Here is a 24,689-nt window from a genome sequence, read left to right as displayed (position 1 = left end):
ACGCCACGTAGTAAAGGGTAGTCAAGGTAGGTCGGTAAGGTGCCATCCCTCTACCCAAATGCGTGAGCAACCGAGTGTCCTACTGCGCAATAAATCTCAGGTGTAGATCGCCAAGCTGAATTCAGACCTCACGTCGTCGCTTTTCAAGACGCTGCCAAAAAGTCGGCAGCTCACTCCTAGGATGCAGAAGGCTTGACCAGACCTCTAGCAGACGTGGCACTGCAATCCTTCGTACATCGACCTCCAAGCCAGCCTCAAGTAGCCTTTCACGGTTTGCAAAGAGCTCTTGGCCTAGATCGTTTTCAAGCTCTATTTGCGTGAACGTGACATCGAAGAAGCGTTCGTGCGTGTCTTGCACAAGCTGAAAAGCATGGAGCAGGCATTGTTTGCCGGCTCTATGATTTAATCAGGTGGGTGATCAATTCCGCGACACCGGAACCTTGGGATGCCGTTATTTCAGTATCGCAGATTGTCAGGATTGCAGATTCAAGAGTTGGTGATAAAACGTGACCGGAACCTGATTCAGTAGCCGCACCTCTTTGTAGTAACGAATGTGAGGACTACTTCGGGTCAAGATCCTCGCAAGCGACGAATGAGCCACACGTTCAAATCCATCATAAGAAAGACTCTGAACAAACTTGCAATATCTATCGGACAAGTTCGCAAAATTAGCAGCGGTAGCATAGACAATGATAAGTACCATGCTGCAACCAACCGAGTTATAGCGGTGAATCTTGTTCATATGCTCGCGGATAATGTTTCGCTCAACCGCTTTCAGCCTAAAAGCCTCTATAAGAGCTATATATCTGTCGCCCTTGTCCATTATCCAAGCATCTACTTCTCCGACCTCATCACCTGACGCAGAACTGCCGCTACGCGACTGGTCGCGAACCGTCCAGCCAGCAAAATTCATGCGATGACGCATCAATGAGACGAGCCAGTCATTGATTGAGTTCTCTTTTACTAGAGAACTCACCTTGGAAGTTGTCACTTTATATGAACGCCTCAAATGCATGCGCCGCAACAGCAACTCCAATCCAATTTGATCAACCACATCAAGCACATATTCGTCTAGAGTATTGGCATTGTTACTGAAAATTCTCACCTGATCAACGGCTTGCATATTACAAATACTATGCCATGCATTTAGCGAATCTTCCCCCGATGAAAAAAGGCCATTGGCTCCGAGAGAAATCGTGCTTGCCTCAGACAACTCCCCCTCGAAACTCGAAGCCCTTTTTTCTATTTCTTCCGGTAGATCCTTATGAAGCCGTCGCATACGTTTCATGCGGTCAAGCGCTTCACCTGTGCGCCCGACATATTTGAGATATTCACACCTTAACAATGAGATTTCAACGTTGTCCTGCTGTTGAATAGAGGCCAAACTCCAGAATCTCTCAAATACCTCCAGGTTAAATATTTTAAGACTTAGTTTCAGAATATAATAGAGATCCATATTCTCCAGCGAGGATAACTTTAGGTTTTCATAGGCACTCACCCATCGCTTACAGTACAAGCGTCCCTCGATATTACCGTCGGTTTTTGATTTTTCGAGCGCCGCCCTGATAAGCCCGCTCATCTCCCTGATTGCTCGTGGCCGGAGTGACATGCGTTCAAAACGCCGAAGCGCACTTGACGCATCAACTTCTATCTCAGCGGTCGCGAGGAGATATTCGCAATAACGCTCGACTCCTGACGCGTGCATATCATCGCTACATTTCAACCCCTTCAATTTTTCGAATCGCTCGGCAGCAGAGAGACTAGCGTCGTCAAAGACCTGTTTGAGTTGAATTTGCGCGGACAAATTGTTTAACCGTGCGTCATGCGATTTATGGCTACTCTTCCTCGCATACTCAATATAATAGCTCGCCATTTCGTGCTGACCATTATTGGCTGCCATGGTAATCAACTCGTAAAGTTGTGGCATCCAATGAACTTTTTCGGACACAGCCGCTCTATTGGATATCTCCGCTTCGATCAGCGCTTTACGCCTCGGCGCCTCGGTTCTTTCAAGCAATGTAAATATCGCCGTCAGTGGGACGTGCTCGCTCGAAACGAGCCTCACTAAGCGCTCAAACATGCTGTCTTTAAATAGATTGGCTGCCGCGCAGATCTGTTGCCACACTCTAATCGGACTGTGCTCAGAATTGTCTATGAAGTAATCCAGCGCACCCGAGTAACGGCCATCACTAAAGCCAAATTTTTCAACTATTGAAACTATTTCACCTTCCCCATCGGCTACGCGCTCCAACTCCGTTTCGGCAGCATGTAGAGCCAGCAGCAACCTCAAGTGCATTCTAACGCCCGCGATAAAACTCCTCAGCTTATTTGGGTCATCGCTCACGTCATCTATACACAGGTCTTCGAACACATAAATCAACTTCGCCTGTTGACCTTTTGGCAAATAGCGATATAAACACGCCCAATCAAGTTCATCGAAAGCAACAGGAGCCTCGCGCTCGCTGCATTTTTTCTTGATCAATGTATTCAGCACCGTCAAGTAACTTTTTGCCAACTGCGTAGAAACAGATCGAAGCGCGGATGCTTTATTACCCTGCATGCCTGGTATTTCTTTCAGCATCCAAAAAAGGGCAATCCACTCTCCTAGCGGGATTTGGCCAGGCGTCTTATTTCTTTTCTCCAAACGAGACTTGAGAATTCCCATGAACGGCTCAACGTTATGTGAAAACAGTTGAACCTGCGAACCGGAGCAATCCACATAATGAATGGACATGATCGCTTTATTAAAGGAGGGTAAACAGGTATCGTCAATGGATTTCCCATGCAAAGAACCACCCAACTCACCTTCTACAAACCAAGCAATAGCTTCAGCTAAATTTTCCAGCCCGCTTATCACTTGCGCTGCATCCAAATACTCGGAATAGGAGTCAACGTATATCTCTAACGCTTGAGTCCACAGAAGATTTTTCCAGATCTTGTCATAGGCAACCTTTGACGAATTCAGCTGACGGATTCGCTGTATTCCGCCATAAATCTCGATCAGGCCAATGTGATTAGTGGGGAAAAACGAAAGCAACATGCATAAATATTTTTTATCTATTGCAGACTCGAGTAACATCCCGATCAGTCTTGGAAGATTCGGCGCACACTCCAACAGCTTTTTGGTCAAGGGAAAACTGCTATCTTCATTGTATAGATTATTCTCGCTTCGAATGATAGTGGCAACCAGGCTCCCACTTATGTCCCCACCGCTATGGTTTCCCCATCGCGTGGTATCGGCCCACCATTGAGCCTTTTCATATAAAGAGTCATCTTCGCCTGCAGGATCCAACAAGCCTTTGATCAACCCCAGATCTAATTGATCGGGGTGCTTGCGTCGGCCTGCTCCTTCACTGCTGGCAAGCTGTCGCACGCCGCGCTGGGCAAGTACCACATCTACGGCACATATGGACCAGTCATCATTCAGAGATTGGTCGTTCAATAAATAATCAACACCTGCTTTCAGGAATTCTTCCTGATCAATCTCAGGCCTATCAAAGTCTAAGTCAAAGATGTAATTCCACCCCGTCACCAACCTCATTTTCAGGGTATAGGTCGTGAACGCTTCGTCTACGGTATTTGATGATCTCAACAGCTCCCAAACTTGCGACCCGACACTCTCCACTTCGCGCGTATCTATTGAGAGTAAAGCGTAATCACCCCGACGCTTCAGATACGGTTCCAGCACCACCAGGTCATGAGCGCTCAGCGCTCTGCAGGCGATTTGTAATTTGGGAGCCAGCAATCCGTCCGATCCGGCCTGTACATCACGCAAAAACTGAAGCGCATTGAGTTGGGCTATCAATTTCGCTGACATGTCTACTGCTACCTCCATTGAGGCCAAAACCTTGAGATAACCATTCGGAAAGCTGATTGCTCTAACTGCCTCCAGCGCCTCAATATCAATGGTGTAGGCTAGGAATAACTCGCCCCCGTCTTCGGTAGGCCAGCCTTGCCGGCCCTCCAGCAATTCTTTTACCGCTCCGCGATTCAATAAGGGTGGGTAAATCTCGGACTCAGCAATCAGTTCGGCAACACGTTGATGCTTTACGTTGAAAACTTGTCGACTGGGTGGGTGATCGTGCTCATAAAGGGACAGCTTCCGTTCCAGATCTTTAATTAATTCGTACGATCTCATCTCTGTTTCCAAATCTACCAGTACGCTGCGTGTTTTTTCGCTCTATCGCAGGGAAGCTTTACTCCGCTTCACCCGCTACGGTTTATCGCACAGTTTTGCATATCGCCTCCGCGCCTTCACTCATTGATCTTCCACGCGTTGAAATGACCAGCACAGACTCAGATCAGTAGGATCGGTTGCAGGGATGACGCTGCTCTGGCAAATGGCGACGGTGTGCGTCGGTGTAGCCATAGGACTTGCGGAGTTCTGGAGACTGGAAGCTGCCCTTGGCTCCCTCCTTTACACGAGTTGTGGGCGCTGATGAAGAAATGACCCATCTGCCGAAAAAACGCTGACCCCAGCAGCCTTCAAGGCTAGGACCGTCTGTGCTGATATCTACCTATCTATGTCAGAGCACTCTTGCCCCAGCAGCTAGGGCAATTCCGCATTAGTGCCAACAGCCATGCTGTCGGCGCTGATGGGATTGTGAACCAGGCTACAGGAATTATTGACCCACCCGAGTATTAAAAAATGATGACCTTGCGGGTGATTTCGGAGGCAGCATGTGGGTCGGTCAAAATCGGCAGTCTGGGTCAAAATCCTATCAGCGCCAACAGCTCGCGCCCTTTTCGCGACTGGCATACCCTACGCGAAGTGGAACGAGGACGACCGCAAGCTGGTCGCTGGCACTCTCGGGCGCGAGAAGTCTCAACAGCCTGGCTTGGACTACGGGCTTTTCGGGAGCATGGGCGCAAGTGGGACGTTCTCGAACCTGGTCATCTAAGCGCCCACAGGTCTCTCCCACGCCCTCGATTTCATCTCGTTGATCGGCGCGGTCACGCAGGACGACTACGACCGCTACTGCAAAGCGTTCAGAGCAGCCTTCGATCAGGACGGGTGAGTCGGCGGACTACCGACCGCGACCAGGCTCTTGGCGATGAAGCGGCCTGACGCATTCGTCTGCATCGATTCGGCCAACCGAAAGGACTTGTGAGAAAACTTCGGTGTCAGCCCGAGTACAACGAACCTGGAGGACTACTGGCAGCGCATCATTGAGCCGATGCACGGCGATCTGTGGTGGAGACATCCGCAGCCGAGCAATGCGGCTGACGCTGAAATCTGGTTGGGACATGCAGCGCTTCTGGACGCCATCTACTACACGCCCCGTTGAGCATGCCGCTCTTCGACTTCCTGCGGACGCTGGACATGTCCATCCCCTCTTGAAACCGCCGATGTTCACCGATGGTGAAGAAGTCGCTGACTTGGTCATCTTCAAAAAATACACATCCTGGCAGTGCAGGCCACCTAAATTCTGAGCCACGCTCCATGACGATTCGCCTCGAAAGACTCAAGGCCCATTACCGCTTTATCGTAAGCCTCAAATAATTTCAGCGCCTCACGAACGGAATTGCTTGGCGCCACCTTTGCCATGAAGTACAGCAAGTCATAGAACAGCCCACTGCGATCGGAGAAGTGAATCAGAGTGGCTGTCCAGCGTTCCGGGTCGCGTTTAAGTGCTTTTTCGAACGGTTCATTTTTCAGCTCGGCTGGCCATATCGGTGCCAGGCTTGCTTTGTACGTAAACTCCAGCAGTGCTGCGTTGTCGTCACGTAGCACCCCCTGAATGTAAGGATAGAGTTCGGGGTAAAGGGGTCGAAATACCTGCCTGAACCCCGGGAGCTTCATCGAGCGACGGTGCAACTCTACGTATCCGACTGATGAAGCCTTACGCTGAAAGTCCGCCAATTTAAAGCCCTCCCCGCGCTGAATTGCGTTTACCAAACTCTTCAGGTTGGGGTCATGCACCTTGAACTCCGACAACTCACCATCCAGGGCACTGATGAAATTCGGGGTCAGGTCGCACAAGAGCCCGGTGGCGATGGGCGCCGGGAAACCAATAGGGAAACCCCCAAGTGTCTGTGATGAAATGAGCAGGGCTTTAAGTTCATCGTTGCTGTGAGTGCGCTGACGCGGGCGTTTAGTGCCGGAGTAATCCTTAGGCAAATAGTTTACCCCGCACAGGCCCATCAACATGCGCAATGCCGTGGCTATATCCAATCCGTCGCTACGGTCCGTTCGAACCGGGCGTTGCCACTCAATGAAACGTGCCTTGAATAGATGACTTTTGAGTACGTCACAGAACTTATCCTGTTCGCCGGCGCACAGCGCCGCCAGCGCGGCTCGCCAAACCGGCGTTTCACAAAAGTCTACGGCGTACGCCTTGGATTGCCTCCCGCCAGCGATCATCTGGAAAAAATTATCTAGCACCTCATGACTCAGGCCGTTGATGACATCCAAGTCCGCTTTGCTAAAACTAGCCGCAATAAAACTCGGCAAATCACCGCGCAGGGATGGCAGATCGGGCGAGCGGACTATGTCATCGTAGTGCGAAGGTACCGCAGCAGTACCTGTACTTTTGAGCGTCTGGGTAAGCTGCTCGCTTTGATACTCGAGGCGAGCGTCATTAGAAAGAGTGTTGAACTCGTGTTCATCGAGTTCGTACCTCATCTGTCTTTTGAGCCACGCTCTCCGTTCAAGTGGCACAGTTTCCAGCTCTTCACCCAGTGATGCGACTAACTGTGAGGCGCTAGTACGCAATGAGCCAAGATCCACCGCAGGGATGAACAGCCGGTGATAATCCGCCTCAAGCGCTTGCTCTTCGCGACTAAGGTTAGGGTCATGCCCCTCTTCGTAATATTTCAGCGCTTCACAGTGAACCTCATGCGCGATGGCGAGGTCTTCCGGTAGCATGAGCCCCAGCATCACCTGTCGCAAATCGCTACGATGACGCACTACGCCGTCGTACTCTGTTTCCTCCACCAGCCATACTTGGCGAGCCAGCGTGGTGAATAAATCATCTGCTCGCGTTCCCTCCAGTACAGGAATTTTGCAAGGCTTTGCCAAGACTTTACTGATCAGCTCGGCATTGACCCGACGCAGAATAAGCCCCATGTACGCAAGGTCACGCAAGTCCGCGTCGTCGGTACGCAAGCGGTCCAGGATTCGTCGGTATGTGAAACCACGGATCAGTGTATGCGGCACGCCTTTGAGCGTCTGGTTATCCAGCAGCTCGATGGCTTCCTGCACACTGCCTTCTTCGTTAAGGTACTGAGCCAAAAGACGGATAAACAGTGGGCTGGCGCCCCATTCTCCAAGCATTCGGCGGCACAACCCCTCCTCCACCTCAATGTTTGCATCTTGCAGCAGGCACTTAAGCATGGCGTAGGCTGGGTCTGGCTTCAGGTCTCCCAGGGCCATGGACTCGATATTCCATCGACGATAATCATTAGGCGGCACCCGGCCGCTAAATATCGGCCGCAGCCCAAATAGTTGGCCTTCCTGTTGGACGCTGTCGAGCCAGATGCGAACGCTACGGTGTGCGTTTGCACCGCGTAATAGCACTTCTTCGAAGGTGTCCAGAACCAGCGTTATGGGCTTATTTATCGGCAAGTAGGATGCCATTTCCTGGCGCCAGATGGACCATATGCTGCTCGTGGAATACGCATTACTCGCGTAGTCATCCGAATACTGCCCACCCATTACCTCCTGAGCTTGCTCACGGAACCTGGCGAGAGCTTCGCTCAACTGCGGCCAGAAAAATCCAAGCTGGCGGCTGAATTCCAGTGTCATGCGGTCGTTGTCAGCTTGTTCAAAGGCTGCCCGGTCGAAGTCGAACCAGATTACCGGTACCTTTTCGCGTAGTAAGTCACGCGCAAATGCCGCCAGCAGGGCGGATTTACCTGCGCCACCTAGCCCAGTCAGATAGACCGGCTTGTCTTGGTTGAAATCACTGATTTCACGTTTACGGAGCACATAGTGATGCAGTTGACCAAGCTCAATCTCGCGGCCGTATAAATCCGTAGGCAAAGCAACGCGCAGTGAAGACTCAAATTCGCGCAAGGCCAATGTACTGAGGACTTGAGTGCGGGAAGCTTGGCGAGCGGGGATTAACTCTAGAAATTGCTGAGCCGTATACAGTTGACTCAGCTCAGGGATGGAGAGCGGCTTGATAGGGACCGGTTTGTTCGCGCTGAGCTGAATCAGAAATCGGCCCAGCACGTCTGTGGGAGCGGCTTTTGACTTGCGGGCGAACTTGCCCAGCACCTTATCTCTTGCCATTTCACGCAAGGTACTGCGCCGACTGTCGGGCAGCATTCGCCAGCGGATCCCTTGATCAGTCACCACTTCGTCGCATATTTGAGCCAATGCGCGCAGCACGCCGCGGGCGATCTCAGGCTCCTTGTCCAGGTCGACCAATACTTTGGGGTCGAAGTCGCCGAGCAAGGAAGCAAGCGCCCGCACATCTGCCAGCCGCTCGGCGATACGTTGTTGGCTCTCGATTGGCGGGCTCATAACGGCCTCAACGCTGGGTGGATAATATTTTGGATAAACCAAGCTACAGCGTCGACGGAGGGATCTTCAACCAATGGACTGCTTGCTTCAATGACCGTAGCCAGACGTAGAATTTCTTCCGTCCTCAAATCAAGCTTGTGTTCGGTGCTGTAAAACTCAAGGTATTCAATCACGTCAAGCCGACCAGTAGGCGTAATGGTATCGATGCAGAGTTGGGCCTGCTTGGCACCGGGAACGACGATTTTCGATCCGAGCAATACAATGCGCAGCATGGGTATCTCGGATATGTCGCGATAAATCTGTTCCAGGAAGTGTTGCATGGGTCCAGGTGCCAATGGATTGATATCCAGATCCTGGATGACAAGCCACAATTGGCGGGGAACCGCGCCCGTGGCCAGCCTTTTGGCAAACGCTGGAAAAAGAATACTGCGAACCCAGGCATCCAGTGCGGTGTCACCCTCCCCTATGGCTGGAAGCGCTGGTGCGGCAGGATCATCCGCCCCCGCACGGCGGAACACCTCTTCAGCAAACACCCTGGGGTCATTGCCTATTTCCGAGGACGTGAACGTGATGATGGAGTATTGCGCGCGATCCCTGAGCATCGCATTCAAGATTTCCAGCGTGGTGCTTTTGCTGCTCGGCGTCATGGGCTTTTGTACTACGGCAATAATCTGTTTATCGCGAAGCATGCAGTCCTGCACTGCGCTTTGAAACCCCCTGCGCCCAAGGATTGGCGTGTGGTCCAATGTGCGCCATACGGGGTCAAGCTCCAATACATCCCCAAGCACCGACCCACTGTTGGCAGCAATGCACGCGGTCGGGATTGCGCCATTGATTGACACCCCGCCCACCTGCATTCCGCATTGGTGCAGCGCCACTGGCCTGTAGCTGGCATCTACGAGCAGCCCACCCGATGAGCCCTGTAATGCGTTGACCGTATGGTGTAAGCGCGTTTCGTGGTCAGGCGGCCAAAGCTTGAGCCCATGCCCGACAGCGGTATGCATTTTATTGCCGGCGGGGTGTTGATACAGCGTCAATTGTGTTCCGGTGTCGCTGATATGCGGTTTATGTTCTGGATCGAGCTGGTAAAACCCACGCAGCCGCCCCACGATTTTGCTTAGCCGTATTCCCGCGTAATCTAGATACTGATCGAACCCTGCCGGTGGGTTGGTTTGAAAATCGTCCGGCAGAGGCGGCGACAACTCCGTTGGGTGGCAGCGGCTGCCCGCGACCAGCCATTGCTCGGCAACCTTGACCTCCAATATCTCGTAAGCGGCGCCGACGTGATCGAACTGGACCTTCAGCTGCCGGGCACTGCCCTCCAACGGGTTGTAGGCCGCATCCAGCAACGGGCTGATGACATGCCATGCCGTGAGAATGGCCTGAGGTCCGACCAGAAATCCAGTGCCGTAGCTGGTGCCGCCTGCATGTTCTACCACTACGCGGCACACGCGGCGCAGAGCCGTCAGGCCGCCTTGTGTCATCGCATAGTTGCCTGCAAAGCCGATTAGAGGCTGCACCAAAGACTGCAGGTGAAGGCTCAACACGCGTTGGGCCTCATCGTTGGCCGCATTCAGCCCGCCAACACTTGTTAATTGAATGCACAACTCATTCAGCCAGCCCAGGCGTTTGGCTTGGGCAAAGGCCGCGTGGTAGACGGATTGCCCCGCGTCGCTCAACTGTTCGAGTACTTTAAACTCGTCGGCGCGCGCACCTGCCCCCCCTGTTTTTTCCAGCTTGAGGTTGTGCTCGGCTGCGAGCTTGTCGTACAACGCGCCAAAGGGGCTGCGTTGGAAGGTAAGGCTCTGTCCCAACAACACCAGTTCCTGATCAATCGCTGGCGGCATAGTTAAACCCAATGCAGGTCAGCGTGATTGAACAAGGTGCTGCCCGCAGCGACTGCGCCAATGCCGTGCGCGTAGTTCTCACGAAGCCAGCTGCCGCCAAAGTGCAACCCCACCACGCTTTGCGGTGCGTTGAAATTGATAATGGGGGATCCCGAGCACCCTCCGAGGGTCGTTGCGTCATGGGTCAGCACGCAGCGCCAGGTGTCGCCATTCAACGTCCCTACGCCTTGCATGATGAGCCCTGGTGACAGATATTTGGTGCCATAGTCGGCACTGAACAGTTGATTGAGTCGGCTCGCCACTTGGGCATCGATTTCACCGGTGACGGTACGTGGCAATGAGCCGGGGCGTCCGGGATACCCTGCAAGGAACACCTGGTTTTTCCCATCCGCCCTGGAAGGATCTTTAACCAGGCTCATAGGCGTTGGCAGGTATTGCTGCCCGTTGAAGCTTTCGACCTGCAACAACGCAACATCAAGGCATGACAAGTCGAGGCTATGTTCAGGAATTTCCTTCGCGCCGGCGCCAATCACCTCAGTGATGCGAAAGCGTGAGGCGGTGGTCAGCGAGCTGGGTTCGTCGGCAAAGTCTATGGTGACCTCATCGCTGAGCATGACCCATCCTTTTGGGTTATTGCGTTGTGGAACAGGTGCCGCGAAGGCTTGTAGCACGTGACGATTGGTCAACAGTATGCCGTTGCCGACGAGAAAGCCGGTGCCCACATGGATGCCACCCACATCAATACGGCCGATGCGCGCCAATCGGTCTTGAAGGGTGCGGTCATTGCGCATCATATACAGCGTGTCAGACCAAGCTTCGGCTTCTGGATGATTGGAGTCCACATCGTTATTGCGTACCCGCAACGCCGGTCGGCCGGTCATGCGCACCAAGGCTTCGAGCCCAACTGTGTTGAGTGCCCCTGGTTTTACACCTTTCGCATAATTATCGAGTTCCTGCTCCACCGCCCCGACCAGTTCGCGACGAAGATCCAGGCTGACGCCTTGGCGCGCGTCAAGCAGGTGCTCGAACCGTGCAAGTTGTTCCGACTTTCCCGTACCGCGCAGGTAATCCCGAATTCTTTCGGGATTTAATCCCTGCGCACTTTCCAACCCCAAAGCCTTGATGGGCAGGGCGAGGCTCATGCGCTTATCAAGCAGCGAGAGCGGCCCCGTGGACGGCAGCCGGGACAGGCTGGTGAGCCCTTGAACCTCGGTAAATTGTTTCAAGCGCCCGTCAGTGCTCTGTTGAATAGCGTCATTCAACTTGCCCGACGGCCGCGTCGAAAACCACTTTGACTCAGCCTTGAGGTCTGACGCTTGTCCACTGGCTCGAGCTTGGGCCAGCGCAATGGCAGCTATTTCCGGGTGGTACTTGGCCAGGTGCAATGTCGAATCGGCTGCGGCTACGCCGAACTCCTGATTGAGCAACGTCTGTACATCCTGTTCAGGCCCGGCCAGCGCCTCATTATTCACCACATGGATGTCACTCAACGCCAACTCAAGCAATGCATCCGCGGCAACCACCCCGCGCCCGTAGTTTTCAGAGTCCCACCCCTGTGGCTGACGCGACGTAGCCAGCAGTGCCGCCTTGAACAGTTGTTGCACGTTCACACCCTGCTGCGCTGCGTGGGCAATCACGTTGTCGCGTCCATGATGGGAGAGCCAAAGCGCGGCTACACCTGCCGTAATCGCTGTGGCATACGAGGTGCCCTGCCCCGGCGCTACTCCATCCATGCTCTCGGCCGCAGCATTGCGTTGCGCCTTCCAGACCAGTTCGGCCGGTGCGCTGATATCGACAGCGCCCCCTCGGCAACTGCCAATCCAGGTGCCGTCGTCCACGTTCGAACCACCGACAGCAATCACTTCTGCATAGCGCGCGGGCCACACCACGATGCGTGCGCAGTTACCCGCCGCCGCAATGACAATCAAATTGGCCTTCACGGCTTCGCGCACGGCCGCATGCAAGGCGCTGCTTGGAACGCCACCGAGGCTCATGGAAATAACGTGGCATCCGACCCGGGTCGCATGGGCAATCGCCTTTGCGACAGGTGCTGCGTTGAAGACCTTAACGCTTTCAATGCATCGAATCGGCGCAACCCGAGCGCCGGGCGCAGCACCACACATGAGTTCAGTGTCCCGGCCCGCAAGGACGCTGGCCGTTGCCGTGCCATGCCCTGGGTTGCCCATTTTCGGCGAGAGCAGATCGGCAGGATTCAGGTTGTTATCGATGATGTTGCAGGCCCGGGCTCTATCGAGCATTTCTTCGCCAAGCTGGTTATGGGCGGCGATTCCGGTATCGGGTTGGGCGATGATGATTCCCTCGCCACGGGTCGCGGCCCAGGCATCGACCACGCCGGTCAATTTCAAGGCCCAATGACGATCCTGCGGCGGCAACTTGTCCACAATGCAGGTCGCCTCCAGCCATTCAAACGCCTCGGTAGCGGCCTCCTCACCTGGCTCGCCCGGGGCAGTATAGAAACCGGTCCCTAGATCGGGTTCGACGGACACCAGATGCAGCGCATCGGCTAGAGCATAACCGATGGAAAACAGCTCGCGAGACGGCAGCGTGCGCTCCACACCCAGGCAGCGCAGGACCAGAAAAGATTCCAGCAGGGGATCAAGGGGATGCAATTGCAGATTCGTCGAATGCAGTAGTGCAGTAATGCGCTCCAGCTCGGCGTTGAAATCGGGAATGGTCTTGTATTCAAGAACAAACCGCAGTTCGTCTGGCGGAAAACCCTCGGTCGCCGTTGCTACAGACTGGACTTGGTTCAAAAGCCTGCGCAATACGGCCAAGTAATCCATCGCACTCTCCCTCTATCCCTAGATAACATTAAAAACAGCCTCATATTGCCGTCGGCCGTGGGGGGCACGCAATAGCAATATGCCGCTACCGAGGATTCCCGCCCGACGATTTTGGTTCAGACATATGAAAAAGGGTCTTGGTCGTAGGCCCGCAGCGATTTCAGCTAGCGCATGATTAAAGGGTTTATCAGGTCCCTATTTTTTCTATGCCTGATGAGGCTCTGGTTGTGCGCACTGCAGTGGAGTCGATCATCTAGGTCTACATTTCCCGTGTAGCTCGATGCGTAGCCGCTTGAGTATCAGATCGAATGCCCCTCAATTACGCCAGTTTCGAAATCATTGATTAATGGTCAAAAACGCTCGAAGACGTCACGTCAAGCAGCGCCTGAGCACTAAAAACATCCCCGTCGAAGCGTGGGAAAAAGGACCACTGATAAAACTAACCGTAATGCATTGTTAGATTGTTCCGCTGGTTGAAGAGAGGAATGACAGCTGTAACTGTCGCCGACTTTCGGCAAAAGTGGTCGCGAAATCGCTTCGGCTGCAAAACGTCGATTGAATCCGAAGCCCACCCCTGCGCAGATTCGATGCATCTCGGGGTATGGCTGACGGCAGCGGCGCCGGCATTGGCCCTGGGTCTGCCAATGCGCTTGGTCGCTGCACTCACCAAATTGAATGTGAAAATCAGCGCTGATTGTTCAGTGGCCACATGCTCTCAGTGAACATCATCTCAAATGTACCCTGAAAAGCACTGCTCAAACGCGCCACTCTCTCTACCTTTATCAACCGACGATCGATGCCAAACAATCCAATCTGAGATGCTGGTACACTGAAAGCCACCGGCGACCACCCTGCTCCGCCTCAGAGATCGCCAATCTCGATCGCCCGCATATCCCGCGCTACTGGGGGCAAAACTGGGGGCACATTTGAATTTTTTCCGCCTGAAAACACCGTCCTAGAGCCCAGTCAAAATGTTCTTTGGCTTGCCTGAGAGTCTTTAGACGACGTTTAGCAGGCTGTTCATGTGATCATTACGAGCTGCAGTGCAAAGGTTAATTATGGCCTCTCCTTGCTGCGCAACCACTCCAGCACCTGCTGCGTATTTTCCACGCAGGCTTGTCCCTACTGGCCTATCAGGTCGCGCTGCTTCAGTTCGGTGCAATTTCCGCCGGACTTACAGGCTTTCAGTTCGTTCAGAAGAAATTCCGGCCATTGGCACAAAAAAGCTCCTTAATGGCCATTTGAAATCGCTTTTCTTGACACTTGTTATTTCTCCACTACATTCGAAGCACCCGCGCGAGTTGGAATGGACTATCCCTACGCGGAGTCCGGACTGTGCCCATGCTTCTTAGCGATGTACCAAGGAAGGATACTGACGATGCAAACAACTCAGCCGCCAGCTGCCATTGATCGTTTCGGCAGGGTGATTGCCCTCCTGACCGCAGATGAACACTCCGTCTTCCAGAACGTACTCCAGGATGTTGCCGCAACGAAGCGTGGGGTTCTGACCCTCGACATGCGCAAATCAGACCATCGCCGTTTCGTGCTGGACCGGCTTGGCGGCGACGACTATCTGGAGCGTTATTTCCCGGCAACCCGCAACCTGGTGGAATCGACCCGCGTCGCCCATGAGGCGCTCGGCGGCCCTGCCACCCAGACGCTGCTCGAAATGGACGACCCTACCGTCGGCGAGTGGCAACCCTTAGTGAACATCACCTATTTCGGTGTCGACACCGACGGTAGCACGGTGATTGCCCAAGGCATCGTGACCCTGCCTGACCTGGCGTGCACGATGTCCCTGAACCTGGTCCTGACCGACAACATCACAGGTCAGCCCTTCGCCTCCATCACTCTGCCGACCCAGTACAACGTGTCGACCCAGACGATCGAGGCCACCGGTACGATCCCGGCGCAAGACAACGTGAATATCAGCGCCACGCTCACCGCCTCGTACCTGCCGGCCGGGGCCACCACCTCACTGCAAGTGGTGGCCAGCGCAGCGATTCTCGGCGCTGTCGCCGTGTCCTCGGTCAACGTGATCAACCCCAACCACAACAACCATCCGACCGCGAGCTACATCAAGGTCGCGCTCAACCGCACCCCCCAGCAGCAGACCGACTGTGACTACTACTACAACTACGGCATGAGCGGGCCGCAGCCCATCGTTGGCTTGCAGGTCAACGGCTCGGCACAGTTGATCAGCGGTTTCAGCGTGGCGGGCAACCCGAACTTCAACGGTACCTGCCTGTTGATTCGTCGCTCGGGAACCGGCGACGGCGCCACCCTGGCATTCCCGGAAGACCAGATTCCCGGGCTGTGCAATGGCGCCGGCAACGCCATCAGCTGGAACATCGGCCCCGATTGGTTCAACGGTGCGCCGTGGGACCAGGGCCAGGTAATCGACCTCAATTTCGTACTGAACTTCACCATCAACCCAGGTGGTCAGACCTTCGTGCGCGTCACCAGCGCGCCTCCTGCACTACCCTCCCTGCCGACCAACATCGCAACCATTGCGCCGATGCAGTTCGTCTGGGGTTGCGTGGCCGTGGGCACCCCGGTGCGCATGGCCGACGGCACGCTGCGGGCTATCGAAACACTCAAGATCGGCGAGCGCGTCGCCGACGGTGCAGGCGCCAGCCTGCGGATCGCTGAAGTCTGGAACGGTCACGAAGCGAAACCGCTGTATCGCCTTACAACGGCAGGCGGTGGCGAAGTGTGGGTGACTGAGGAGCATCCGGTGCCGACCACCGAAGGTGTCTGGCTGGCCCGCGAACTGACCGCGGGGATGCGCGTCAGCACCGCCTGGGGTGAAGAGCCAATCCTGGCGGTCGAGCTGGTCGAGTACGACGGCCCGGTGGTCAACCTCGACCTGCTGCCTGACGCTGCGCAGACTCTACTCGACGTCGCTGACGATGCCATCACGGCATTCGAGGCAGGCGGCATCCTGGTCGGCGACAACCGGATGCAGCGCGTCTGGTCGCTGCGTGCCGGCGATCTTGCCCGGCAGGCGGACCCACTGCTGGGCCTGGGCCACGCCTGGCAGCTCGACATCACCAACAGCCAACGTGTGATGGCCGGCCTGTCGCCGATCGAAGCACGCTCAACCTGAGCCGAGCTGTGCCGCAGTCGCCCCCGGTCGTGGTCATGGCCGGGGGCTAGCTTGCGTGCGTTTGCTCCTGTCCTGCCTTCAACCGTTCGCATCGGGGACCCGCGCCATGCCCACCCTCGCCTCCACACCAGCTGCTCCGCTCATCACCTCCGTCCAGTGCAACAGCGGCGGGAACCTGCCGGCCTTCTCGCTAAGCTGGACCCCCCAGCAGGGTTACACCGGCCCGTTCACTGTGCTGGTGACCGATGGTGCGGGCAATGCGATTGTCGGCACCACCACGGCTGCCAGTGCAACCGGGGCGACCTGGACGGCGACTGCAAGCATGACGGCCGCGAACAACTTCTATTACGTGCAAGTGGCGGTGACCGGCAACCTCGGCATCATCAGTGACAAGGCGCCGCTGCTGTTCGCGCCGGTAACCGCAATTACCACCCGTTTCGATGGTATCACCCTCTCGGTGGGCTGGACCCCGGCCGCGTCTGCCCTCCCCGCCGGCCAGACGCAAATCCTGCTGATCACCCCGGCAGGCGCCCAGGCCACTATCTCCGACAGCAGCACTTACGCACAGATGGTGGTCGACAGCCAGCTACGCAGCTCCGGCGGCGATTGGTCGCTGTACCTGACACCCCAGACCCAGTCGCAGTCCCAATCCCAACCTCAGCCCGTGACCTCCAGCGGTCCGCAAAGCGATGCCGCGGCGGTCTATGCCGTGGCACCCAGCGTCAATCGTGTCAGCGTCGCTGCCAATGCGGCGGGCGTGACCCTGACGCTAGGGGTACCTGCCGGTATTACGACGCCGTATTTCGTCGTCAGTATCCTTTCCAATGGTCAGACGGTGTACACGTCCGCCCCGCTCGCCGGGCAGACCGTCACGGGGGATTGTTCAGTGTCAACTACCCGTTCTCAGCCAATACCCTCGGCAGTTGCCAGGCCGTGGCGGCCTTGTCCGCATCGACGGCCGGCGTCACCACTGGCCCCAACAGTCAAGCGGTCGGGCTGATTCTTGCGCCACCGGGCAGCCTCCGCTTTGCGGTCAGCGCCGATGGAGCCAATCGTTTGCTCAGCGCGACCGTCACGCCCCCACCCGGCCCTTGGGCGGCGAGCAGCTCGACGGTCATCGTCAACAACCCCGATGGCAGCGCCAGCGCCTGGCAGGCCACAGGCTTTGGTTTCACACAGAACGTGACGCTGCAAAGCCCCTCCCTCGGTGCGGCCTACACACTGGTAGCTCAAGTCAGCAACGGCCCCAGCTTCAGCCCGCTGTCCATCGGCACGCCGATCATTACCAGCCTGCCGACGCTGACCAGCGTGGCGATTGACCAGGGCAGCGCCGCGCTGGCCTGGACGGCAGTCGCGGATGCTGGCGTCAGCGGTTATCAAGTCCAGGCCTTGTCTGGCACTACCGTGGTCGCCAGCGCTGTGTTCAGCGGTACCAGCGCCAGCCTGGCGCTGCCCGATGTGCCAGTATCGATCAGCGTCGCGGCTGTTGGCGCGAACAGCAGCGGCCCGGCCACCGCGCCTGCGGGCGTTATCAACCACCCCCCGACGGGGTTGTCCTCGAGCTGGTCCACCACTGCTGCGGGGTGCACGCTGAGCTGGTCGAGCGTGACGGGTGCCACCGACGGCTATAGCATCGAGGTCCTGCGCAATGGCCAGTCGGTCAGTACGCTCAGTAGCACAACCACCAGCCAACAGGTTGCTGCCAGTGTATTCGCCAGCGCAGGGGGCTACAGTTTCCGCGTGCGTGCCAGCCGCACCACTGCGCCAAGCCTGCTCGGCCCCTGGAGCGCCGCGACGCAGATCGTCACGGCGACCTCGGGCGCACCCACGGTGGATTATGACGGTGCCCTGCTCAATGCCCGTTGGGCGCCTGTCGCCGGAGCCGAGGGCTATCGCCTGGTTCTGCTGGAAAATGGCGTGGAATCGGGCGCGGCCTGGTTCGCCTACAGCCCCGAAAGCTCAACTGCCCTGCCCTACGACGCGAGCAAGAACTACACCCTGGCCGTGCAAGCGCTGACGGGAAGCAGCACGGGCCCGGCGGTGACCGCCACGGTATTCGGCGCAGGGTTTTATCCGCAGTTCGCTGCGGACACCGCTGCTGCGCTGGTTCCGGCAACGTTGCCCGGTATGGCGCCGTACAAGATTTCCATTGGCCTGCCACAGATTTTCACCAGCACACCGGCCAAGTTGCCCAGCACTGCGCCCTTCGCCCTGGAGACCGGCACCGCGCCTTATTCCTACGTGCTGACCATCGACGGCACCGCCGATACGTTGCCCTGGGCCTTTACCGCCGATGCCATCCGCGACGATCTCTACACGGCATATGGCACCTTCCTCGATGCGCTTGCAGAGCAAGGGGCCACCGCCTTTGGTATCCAGACCGTACAGGCCGCCATCGCCCGCTCTATGCCACAGACATTCGTCGAAACCCTGCTTTACAACTATGGCTTCGATGGCCGCTCCGGCTGGGTCGACCTCAAGCCCGGCATGGTCCTGCGCGCCGAATACGAGAGTTACCAAAACATGGGCGGCTCCGCACCGGACCAGGCTTATCTGAACGGTTTCATCACCGGTGCAGTGGCGCATTACTCGATCACCCGCTCGGCCAGCAATGCGACGGAATTCACCACCCTCGACGCGTTCATCGGCTGGTTGACGGCATTGGGTGGCACCAGCGTCAGTACACCGGCTGTGAGCAACCGTAAACAGGCCGGCGGCGGTGGGTTGATCGACAGCGGCTACTCGATGATGCGGCAACCGTTCCTCAGGCTGGTCTATCCACTGAGTTTCCCCGCCACTGACCAGGCGGGCACCCCCTACCCCGAATTCAACGCCGTGCTGCTGGCGGCGCCGACACTGGCCGCGCTGACGGCCGCCACCACCAATATCCGCAGTGGCAGTGCCGCCGGTACGAATGTCGGGGTGCTTTATTTCCGTGGCCGTACCACGCTGGTGCCCCAGATCCGCGTCTGGGTAAATGGCGTAGAGCAACTGCTGTCGCTCGGCAGCAGCGTTGGCGACATCCTTGCCGAGCGGGCCATGCGACCTTCGGCGGTCGACCTTCCTCTGACCGGTATCAGCCTGCAACGCGGGGTCGGCCCGGCGCTGATCGGCTCGCCTGCCAGCTATGACGCCAGCGGCGCCACCGCCGTGCGCCTGAACTGGGCGCCTGCCGGCAATACTGCGCTAACGGCCCTGCCGCTGCTCGGCGGCGACCGTATCGAACTGGGTACAGGTGGTGGCAGCGCATGAGCGGGCTGGTCGAGCCGCTCTTCACTCAATCGAACACCGCCGCCGATCTCTACTGGTTGAATGACGGCAGCCGTCGCGCAGGCTTTCGTCCCTCGGGCAGCGTCGCGTTCGGCGCCAGCGTCAGCCTGACGCAAAGCTGGAGCGATGCCACCGGCCTGTGGTTCTGGCTGGATACGGCGCCTGGCGCGGATAGTGATTTCGACGCGGCCCTCAGCCGCTATCTGCTGCTCTTGCCACCCGTGACAGGGCCGCGTGCGCTATGGGTCGCCGGTGCCGGGGGCGACATCGCCTGCTGGCGCAGCAACCTGATCGGCATGACCCGCACCGCCGGCATCACCCACGTCAGTGGCGGCTGTATTTTCGAAACTGGCGGCATCCGTGTGCTGGTCGGGGTCGGCAACCAGGTCAGTGTGGGCGAATATGCCAACGACTGGAACGGCTGGGGCTTCAGCCTCAGCGGTACCCCCGGGCTGGTCTTCGTCACCGGTGACGGCTTGCTGAACGCAACCTCCGGCCTTTGCGGCTTCAGCTACGCGCCGGGCCAGGTCGGCTGTCTGCGCTGGTCGCTGAGCCTGACGCCGGGCAGTGAGTCGACGCCCAGCGACCTCACACAACTGGGCGCCAGCCTGCGTTTTTTCGGCCCCGATCCACTGGACGATGGCAGTATCCGCGTACTGACCGTCGAGCCGTTGCGACAGACCACGGCGCTGACGCTGTATTGCAGCTTCGACCCGCTAGCGCCTCTCGACCCGGCGCGCACCCGCCTGGCGCTGCTGCCCTGGGGCGCGACTCTGGGCAGTGTGCCGAGCTTCGACAGCGGCTATGTCAGCGCGCGCGGCTACGGGGTGCAGCTGGCCCCGCGCAACCTGGCCGTGGCCACGCCGCCCGGTTTTGTGTTCGCGGTGCAGCCGCTGATGATGGGGGCGCTCGACGCCCCGCCCAACGAGGTGCCGGTGGTTTACTACCTCACCCCGGACGGCGATTTCGACCTGACCTGGGAGAACGACAGCGGCCAATTGATAACCGCCCGCCCCCAGGTCGACAGCCTCGACGCCGCCCCCCTCGAACGTCTGCTGTGTGGCGCTAATGGCCTGGACTATGTCGGCCTGGCGAGCACCGCTGGAACGCTACTGAGTTTTCGCGCCGCTCAGCCGGCTTATGCCCCCCCGAGCGTCGACAGCCAGACCCAGCAGTTGCGCAGCGTGCTCGATGACGAGCCGGCGCCTGCGGCACTGACCGCCCTTGGCACGACCGCCTGGAGCTGGGTCAGCGCAGACAGTAGCGTGCGTTATTACGCCCAGCCCGAAGACGCGCCCTTCTATACCGGTGGCAACGCCGGCTTCCTCGACTACCTCGAAATCGCAGCGGCGACCCTCACCAGTGCGCAAGCGCTACCGGCCTTCCCAATGGTCGGCTATGCCGGGCTCGACCCGGCACAGGCGGATTTCGCCCAACACCTCGAAGCACGCGGCATCGCCCCCGAGCGTCGGCGCCAGATCAAACGGCTCACCCAAAGCCAATGGCTGCTGCCCAAGGACGCGGCGCCACTGCCGATCGCAGCGCCTGCCACCGTTCAGCCCGCCGTCTCGCCGCCGGGCCTGGCGATTGGTTATGCCGGCGACGATGTGCCTTGGGCATGGCTGGCCATCGGCAATACCGGCAGTGCACCCGATGGCTTGCCGGACCTGCGCTTCAGCGCCGTCGATGGCGCCTTTCGCCAGGCGCTGCTGAGCAACCGGCTGTTCATGGTGCTGGGCGACAGCGCAAGCGTGCTGGCCAATGGCTCGGTCGCCTACCAACTGACCCCCGAGTCCCTCGGGATGATCAAGGCACTGCCCCCCCTCAAAGGTGTGCCGGTCGATGTCTACAACGCCGTCGCGGCGGCGGTGCAGGCTGCCAGTTACCAGGTCTACCCCACCGAGAGTGCGTTCAACGCGATGCTGGTGGCAGCGGTCAGTACCATCACCGACGAGCAGAAACGGGTCTTCCAGCGTTTCGCCGGGCTGCTTTCGCCACAAATCGGCGACTGGCTGTTCCGCATGAGCCCGCGCAACTGGTCGGCCCCGGAGCGCAGCGGGCCAAAGAACGCCCGGCTGATCTTCAAATTCGTTCGCGGCCGCACGCTTGCAGAACTGGTTGCCGATACCAGCGTGTGGAGCTGGGCCGAAGCCTCGTCGGTCGATGGCCGGGCAGATACCGCGCGTGCGGACATCCAGTCGATCATCCGCAACGCCAGGGAATCGGCCAGCACGGCAGCGGCCAAAGGCATGCCCTCGGCCTATGAACACTTTCTCGAAGTCATCGATGACCCTTACTGGACCGGGGTGCTGGCGCTCTCGGTCGAAGTGCCGCTGGACACCCTGCCCGAACCGCTGCAACCCCTGGCAGCCGGTATCGACCCGAAAGGTTTCTACGCCCATCACCTTGGCCTGAACTCGACGTCGTTCAGCACCGACAGCGGCGCACTGTCATTCGATGTCACCTCAAGCTTCGGGCTGATCGACTACCAGAACCCGGTCGACCAGTACTTCTCCCAGGACATTCCCTTCACCTTCCGCGTGCAACAGCTGACCGTGGGTTTCGAGAACGGCAAGCTGGCGAGCTTCACCAGTTCGGTGCAGTTGATGGTCAACCGGCTGTTCGGCAGCGAGACCCGACTATTCCCCACCGGGCATGGCAACAACCTGATTCTCGACGGCGTCTACCAGTCGGAGCGCAATGACGGCGGCGGCAACCGCGACACCTATGTGTTCGCCATGCGCGAGGCTGGCGCGTTCCAGCTGCCCCTCGGCCAGCTCAATGAAGTCGCGGTCGACAACACCCGGCTGGTCACGGTGCGTGCGGCCGACCCGGCCAGCGGCAACACGACCGTCACTGCCGCCTTCCAGTTGTCAGGACGGCTGCGTTTCGCCGAGCCCGCCGAGTTCGACCCATTCTGCTGGGGGCCGCCGGCCCTTGAGTCCAGCGAGTTGCTGCCCGTGACTGGCGCTGCGAACCCGGCAACCGATGCCACCGGCTCGGCGGGCCTGGTTTATTCGAACTACGCGATCACCATGAGCTTCTCGCTCTCGCAGCCAGATAACGTCACATTCACCGTGGCCGATGCCGGGGTGGCCCTGGATGCGGCGAACAGCCCGGCGCGCAGTAATTCTCTGTTCGCTCGCTTCCCGCTGCGGCTCACCGGCCTGCTCGCCACCGCTGACCCCAAGGTCACCGGCGGCACGCCCTCGACCCTCGACCCGGATGCCGCAGGTTACGTCTCGGTGTCGGCACCGTTGCAGCAGGGCAAGCTCACCCAACCCTGGTACGGGCTGGTCTACGAAGTCGATCTCGGCACCCTCGGCGCCCTGGCGGGTTCGGTCGGCCTGACCGTGCAGTTGCTCGCGGCCTGGAGCCCGGCTGGCGGCGAAAAGGGCCTGCCAGCAGTGTATTTCGGCGTCGCCCTGCCCGGGGTCGAACGCATGCTCGGCGTCAGCCTGCCGCTACAAGGCATCCTCGATATCGGCTTTCGCACCATTCAGTTCAGCACCTACATCGACGCCGAGAAACGCCGGCAGTACCTGATGCACCTGCGCGATTTCGGCCTGCACGTACTCGGGCTATCGTTCCCGCCCGGGCACAACGACATCATTTTGTTCGGCAACCCTGACCAGTCCTCCAACACCAAGTTGGGCTGGTACGCCGCGTACGACAACGGCAAATCCGACGACAAGAAATCCACCCGCGCCGCGCTGCCCCAGGACGCCTCTCGGCGAATCCGCTCGGGCCGGCCGGCGCGCGACCCGCACACGGTGCGCAAGGAGGACTGATGGCACAGCGGGCGATTCTCGACGCACTCTGGTGCGGCCAAGGCATGTCGAACGTGTTGCGGGTGTTCCGCGACGATAGCGCCGACCCCACCACCACCGCCGCCGACTGGTTGTGTGTGTTCGACTTCGGCAGCGGCGGTTTGAGCGCAAGCAAAAAGGTGCTCGGGATCACGCCTCCAGTGAGCTTCCTGATCGATCAACTCAAGCTCCAGATAGCGGCCGGTCGTGACCCCGTCATCGACGTCATGCTGATCAGCCATCAGGACCGCGATCACTGGCTCTTGCTCAGCGAACTGGATAAGCAACTGAATGACCAGAAGATCGCCTTGAAAGTTGGTCGGATACTGCTGGCTGGCGAGAACTGGCGCCAGAGTTCCACCGATGCGTTATTGAAGTACGCCAAACGTACAGCGGATATAAAAACCTGCGTGACCAATTACACCGCTGAATCGAGCAACTACATGGCGCCTCTGATCGGCGTGGGTTCGACGCTGTCCATTGGCGACGTCACCTTGCGCATGCTGGTGACCAATGTCGCCACCAGCAACTCCCTGGAAGATATCGAGCGCAACTGTTCATCGGCAATTGTCCTGCTGCAACTGGGGCCGTTTTCTTTCATTCTGCCCGGCGATGCTACCTGGGAGACACTCAGCCGACTCAAGACGATCATGAGCGGCTGGTCGAAAAACCCGCTGCCTTCTGTGTATGCGGCTTCGGTGCCACACCATGGGGCAGAGAGGACAATGAGTCGCTCGGCCAGCACTGTGGATTTGCAAGATCTGGTCTGGTTCACCGGCTACACCCGGCCCACCTCGATCTTTGCCAGTGCGGGCTACTACAACACCCATTCCCACCCCTATCTCAGCGTTCTGGACGCAATGGGCCGCTACACCCTTGCCCAACAATTTCACGAGCGACCCATTGTGGTGTTCAACGGCAAGAAAAGTGCGTTCGAGGTAATTCCGAAGCAGCAAAGAAACATTTACACCTCGGTCATGAACCTCACCACACCGGTCAGATCGGCAAACTGGATCTTTAATATCACCCCCAACACCAATAGCACCGGCGTGCAGGTCTTCGACGCGGGTGTCCCCGGCATTCTCCTGCCGCCCCAGACCAACCCCATGCAGCTCGTAGCCGATCTGGTCAACGCTAACGCCATGGACACCAGCATCGATATCGAGAATGACACCCACGACGCGATGTTCCTGGACGTTCGTTATGAGCCCATTCGCTGGGGGCCGACCACAACGTATACCGGTGGGGCCATGAAGCCCTCCTGCGAGCCCGCGCCACTGCTGTTCAAGCGTGTGACGAAGCGCCGATACGAACGCCCTGCACCACCGCCGCGCCGAGTGCACCCATGTATTTCATAAGACTGGCCTGACCGTCGCCGAC

At 58.0% G+C, this 24,689-nt stretch carries 9 protein-coding genes and 1 pseudogene; 5 read left to right on the top strand and 5 right to left on the bottom strand.

Annotated elements, in window-relative coordinates; all coding sequences use genetic code 11:
• Positions 1-472 precede the first annotated feature (472 nt).
• The 5 genes and pseudogenes from BLU46_RS31815 to BLU46_RS31795 all read right to left on the bottom strand — a co-directional run bounded on the left by BLU46_RS31815 (position 473) and on the right by BLU46_RS31795 (position 13,121).
• Positions 473-4,138, bottom strand: a complete 3,666-nt coding sequence (locus tag BLU46_RS31815) for a hypothetical protein (RefSeq protein ID WP_093209794.1) — start codon at positions 4,136-4,138, stop codon at positions 473-475.
• A 181-nt stretch (positions 4,139-4,319) separates the two neighbouring features.
• A pseudogene (locus BLU46_RS33315) lies at positions 4,320-4,436 on the bottom strand (IS5/IS1182 family transposase); the annotation flags it as partial.
• A 986-nt stretch (positions 4,437-5,422) separates the two neighbouring features.
• Positions 5,423-8,470 (bottom strand): ATP-binding protein, encoded by a 3,048-nt coding sequence (locus BLU46_RS31805; RefSeq protein ID WP_093209788.1) that lies wholly within the window; start codon positions 8,468-8,470, stop codon positions 5,423-5,425.
• Positions 8,467-10,317, bottom strand: coding sequence for a trypsin-like serine peptidase (locus tag BLU46_RS31800; protein WP_093209785.1), 1,851 nt, complete (start codon positions 10,315-10,317; stop codon positions 8,467-8,469). The genes BLU46_RS31805 and BLU46_RS31800 overlap by 4 nt, the downstream gene beginning before the upstream one ends.
• 2 nt (positions 10,318-10,319) lie before the next feature.
• Positions 10,320-13,121 (bottom strand): S8 family serine peptidase, encoded by a 2,802-nt coding sequence (locus BLU46_RS31795; protein ID WP_093209783.1) that lies wholly within the window; start codon positions 13,119-13,121, stop codon positions 10,320-10,322.
• A 1,378-nt stretch (positions 13,122-14,499) separates the two neighbouring features.
• On the opposite strand from BLU46_RS31795, the gene BLU46_RS31790 reads away from it, so the two are divergent.
• From BLU46_RS31790 to BLU46_RS31770, 5 genes are all read left to right on the top strand, one after another.
• Positions 14,500-16,230 (top strand): Hint domain-containing protein, encoded by a 1,731-nt coding sequence (locus tag BLU46_RS31790; RefSeq protein ID WP_093209780.1) that lies wholly within the window; start codon positions 14,500-14,502, stop codon positions 16,228-16,230.
• A 232-nt stretch (positions 16,231-16,462) separates the two neighbouring features.
• On the top strand, positions 16,463-17,230 hold the full coding sequence (locus BLU46_RS31785) for a hypothetical protein (RefSeq protein WP_157721321.1): 768 nt from the start codon (positions 16,463-16,465) through the stop codon (positions 17,228-17,230).
• Positions 17,173-19,482 carry a hypothetical protein gene (locus BLU46_RS31780; protein ID WP_172834565.1) on the top strand — a complete coding sequence of 770 codons (2,310 nt, stop codon included), beginning with the start codon at positions 17,173-17,175 and terminating at the stop codon, positions 19,480-19,482. Before BLU46_RS31785 ends, BLU46_RS31780 begins: the two co-directional genes overlap by 58 nt.
• Positions 19,479-23,291 (top strand): hemagglutinin protein, encoded by a 3,813-nt coding sequence (locus BLU46_RS31775; protein WP_093209771.1) that lies wholly within the window; start codon positions 19,479-19,481, stop codon positions 23,289-23,291. The genes BLU46_RS31780 and BLU46_RS31775 overlap by 4 nt, the downstream gene beginning before the upstream one ends.
• Entirely contained in the window at positions 23,291-24,667 is a 1,377-nt protein-coding gene (locus BLU46_RS31770; protein ID WP_093209768.1) for a ComEC/Rec2 family competence protein, read from the top strand. Before BLU46_RS31775 ends, BLU46_RS31770 begins: the two co-directional genes overlap by 1 nt.
• The last annotated feature ends 22 nt before the right edge of the window (positions 24,668-24,689 follow it).

The sequence above is a fragment of the Pseudomonas yamanorum genome (assembly GCF_900105735.1).
Lineage (GTDB): Bacteria > Pseudomonadota > Gammaproteobacteria > Pseudomonadales > Pseudomonadaceae > Aquipseudomonas > Aquipseudomonas yamanorum.
Note: the sequence above shows the minus strand (reverse complement) of the source record. Positions and strands in the feature narration are given on the sequence as shown.

What these genes read in the sequence shown, in the direction of transcription:
- BLU46_RS31815 (WP_093209794.1), bottom strand. Translation starts at nt 4,138, where the DNA reads ATGAGATCGTACGAATTAATTAAAGATCTGGAACGGAAGCTGTCCCTT.
- BLU46_RS31805 (WP_093209788.1), bottom strand. Translation starts at nt 8,470, where the DNA reads ATGAGCCCGCCAATCGAGAGCCAACAACGTATCGCCGAGCGGCTGGCA.
- BLU46_RS31800 (WP_093209785.1), bottom strand. Translation starts at nt 10,317, where the DNA reads ATGCCGCCAGCGATTGATCAGGAACTGGTGTTGTTGGGACAGAGCCTT.
- BLU46_RS31795 (WP_093209783.1), bottom strand. Translation starts at nt 13,121, where the DNA reads ATGGATTACTTGGCCGTATTGCGCAGGCTTTTGAACCAAGTCCAGTCT.
- BLU46_RS31790 (WP_093209780.1), top strand. Translation starts at nt 14,500, where the DNA reads ATGCAAACAACTCAGCCGCCAGCTGCCATTGATCGTTTCGGCAGGGTG.
- BLU46_RS31775 (WP_093209771.1), top strand. Translation starts at nt 19,479, where the DNA reads ATGAGCGGGCTGGTCGAGCCGCTCTTCACTCAATCGAACACCGCCGCC.
- BLU46_RS31770 (WP_093209768.1), top strand. Translation starts at nt 23,291, where the DNA reads ATGGCACAGCGGGCGATTCTCGACGCACTCTGGTGCGGCCAAGGCATG.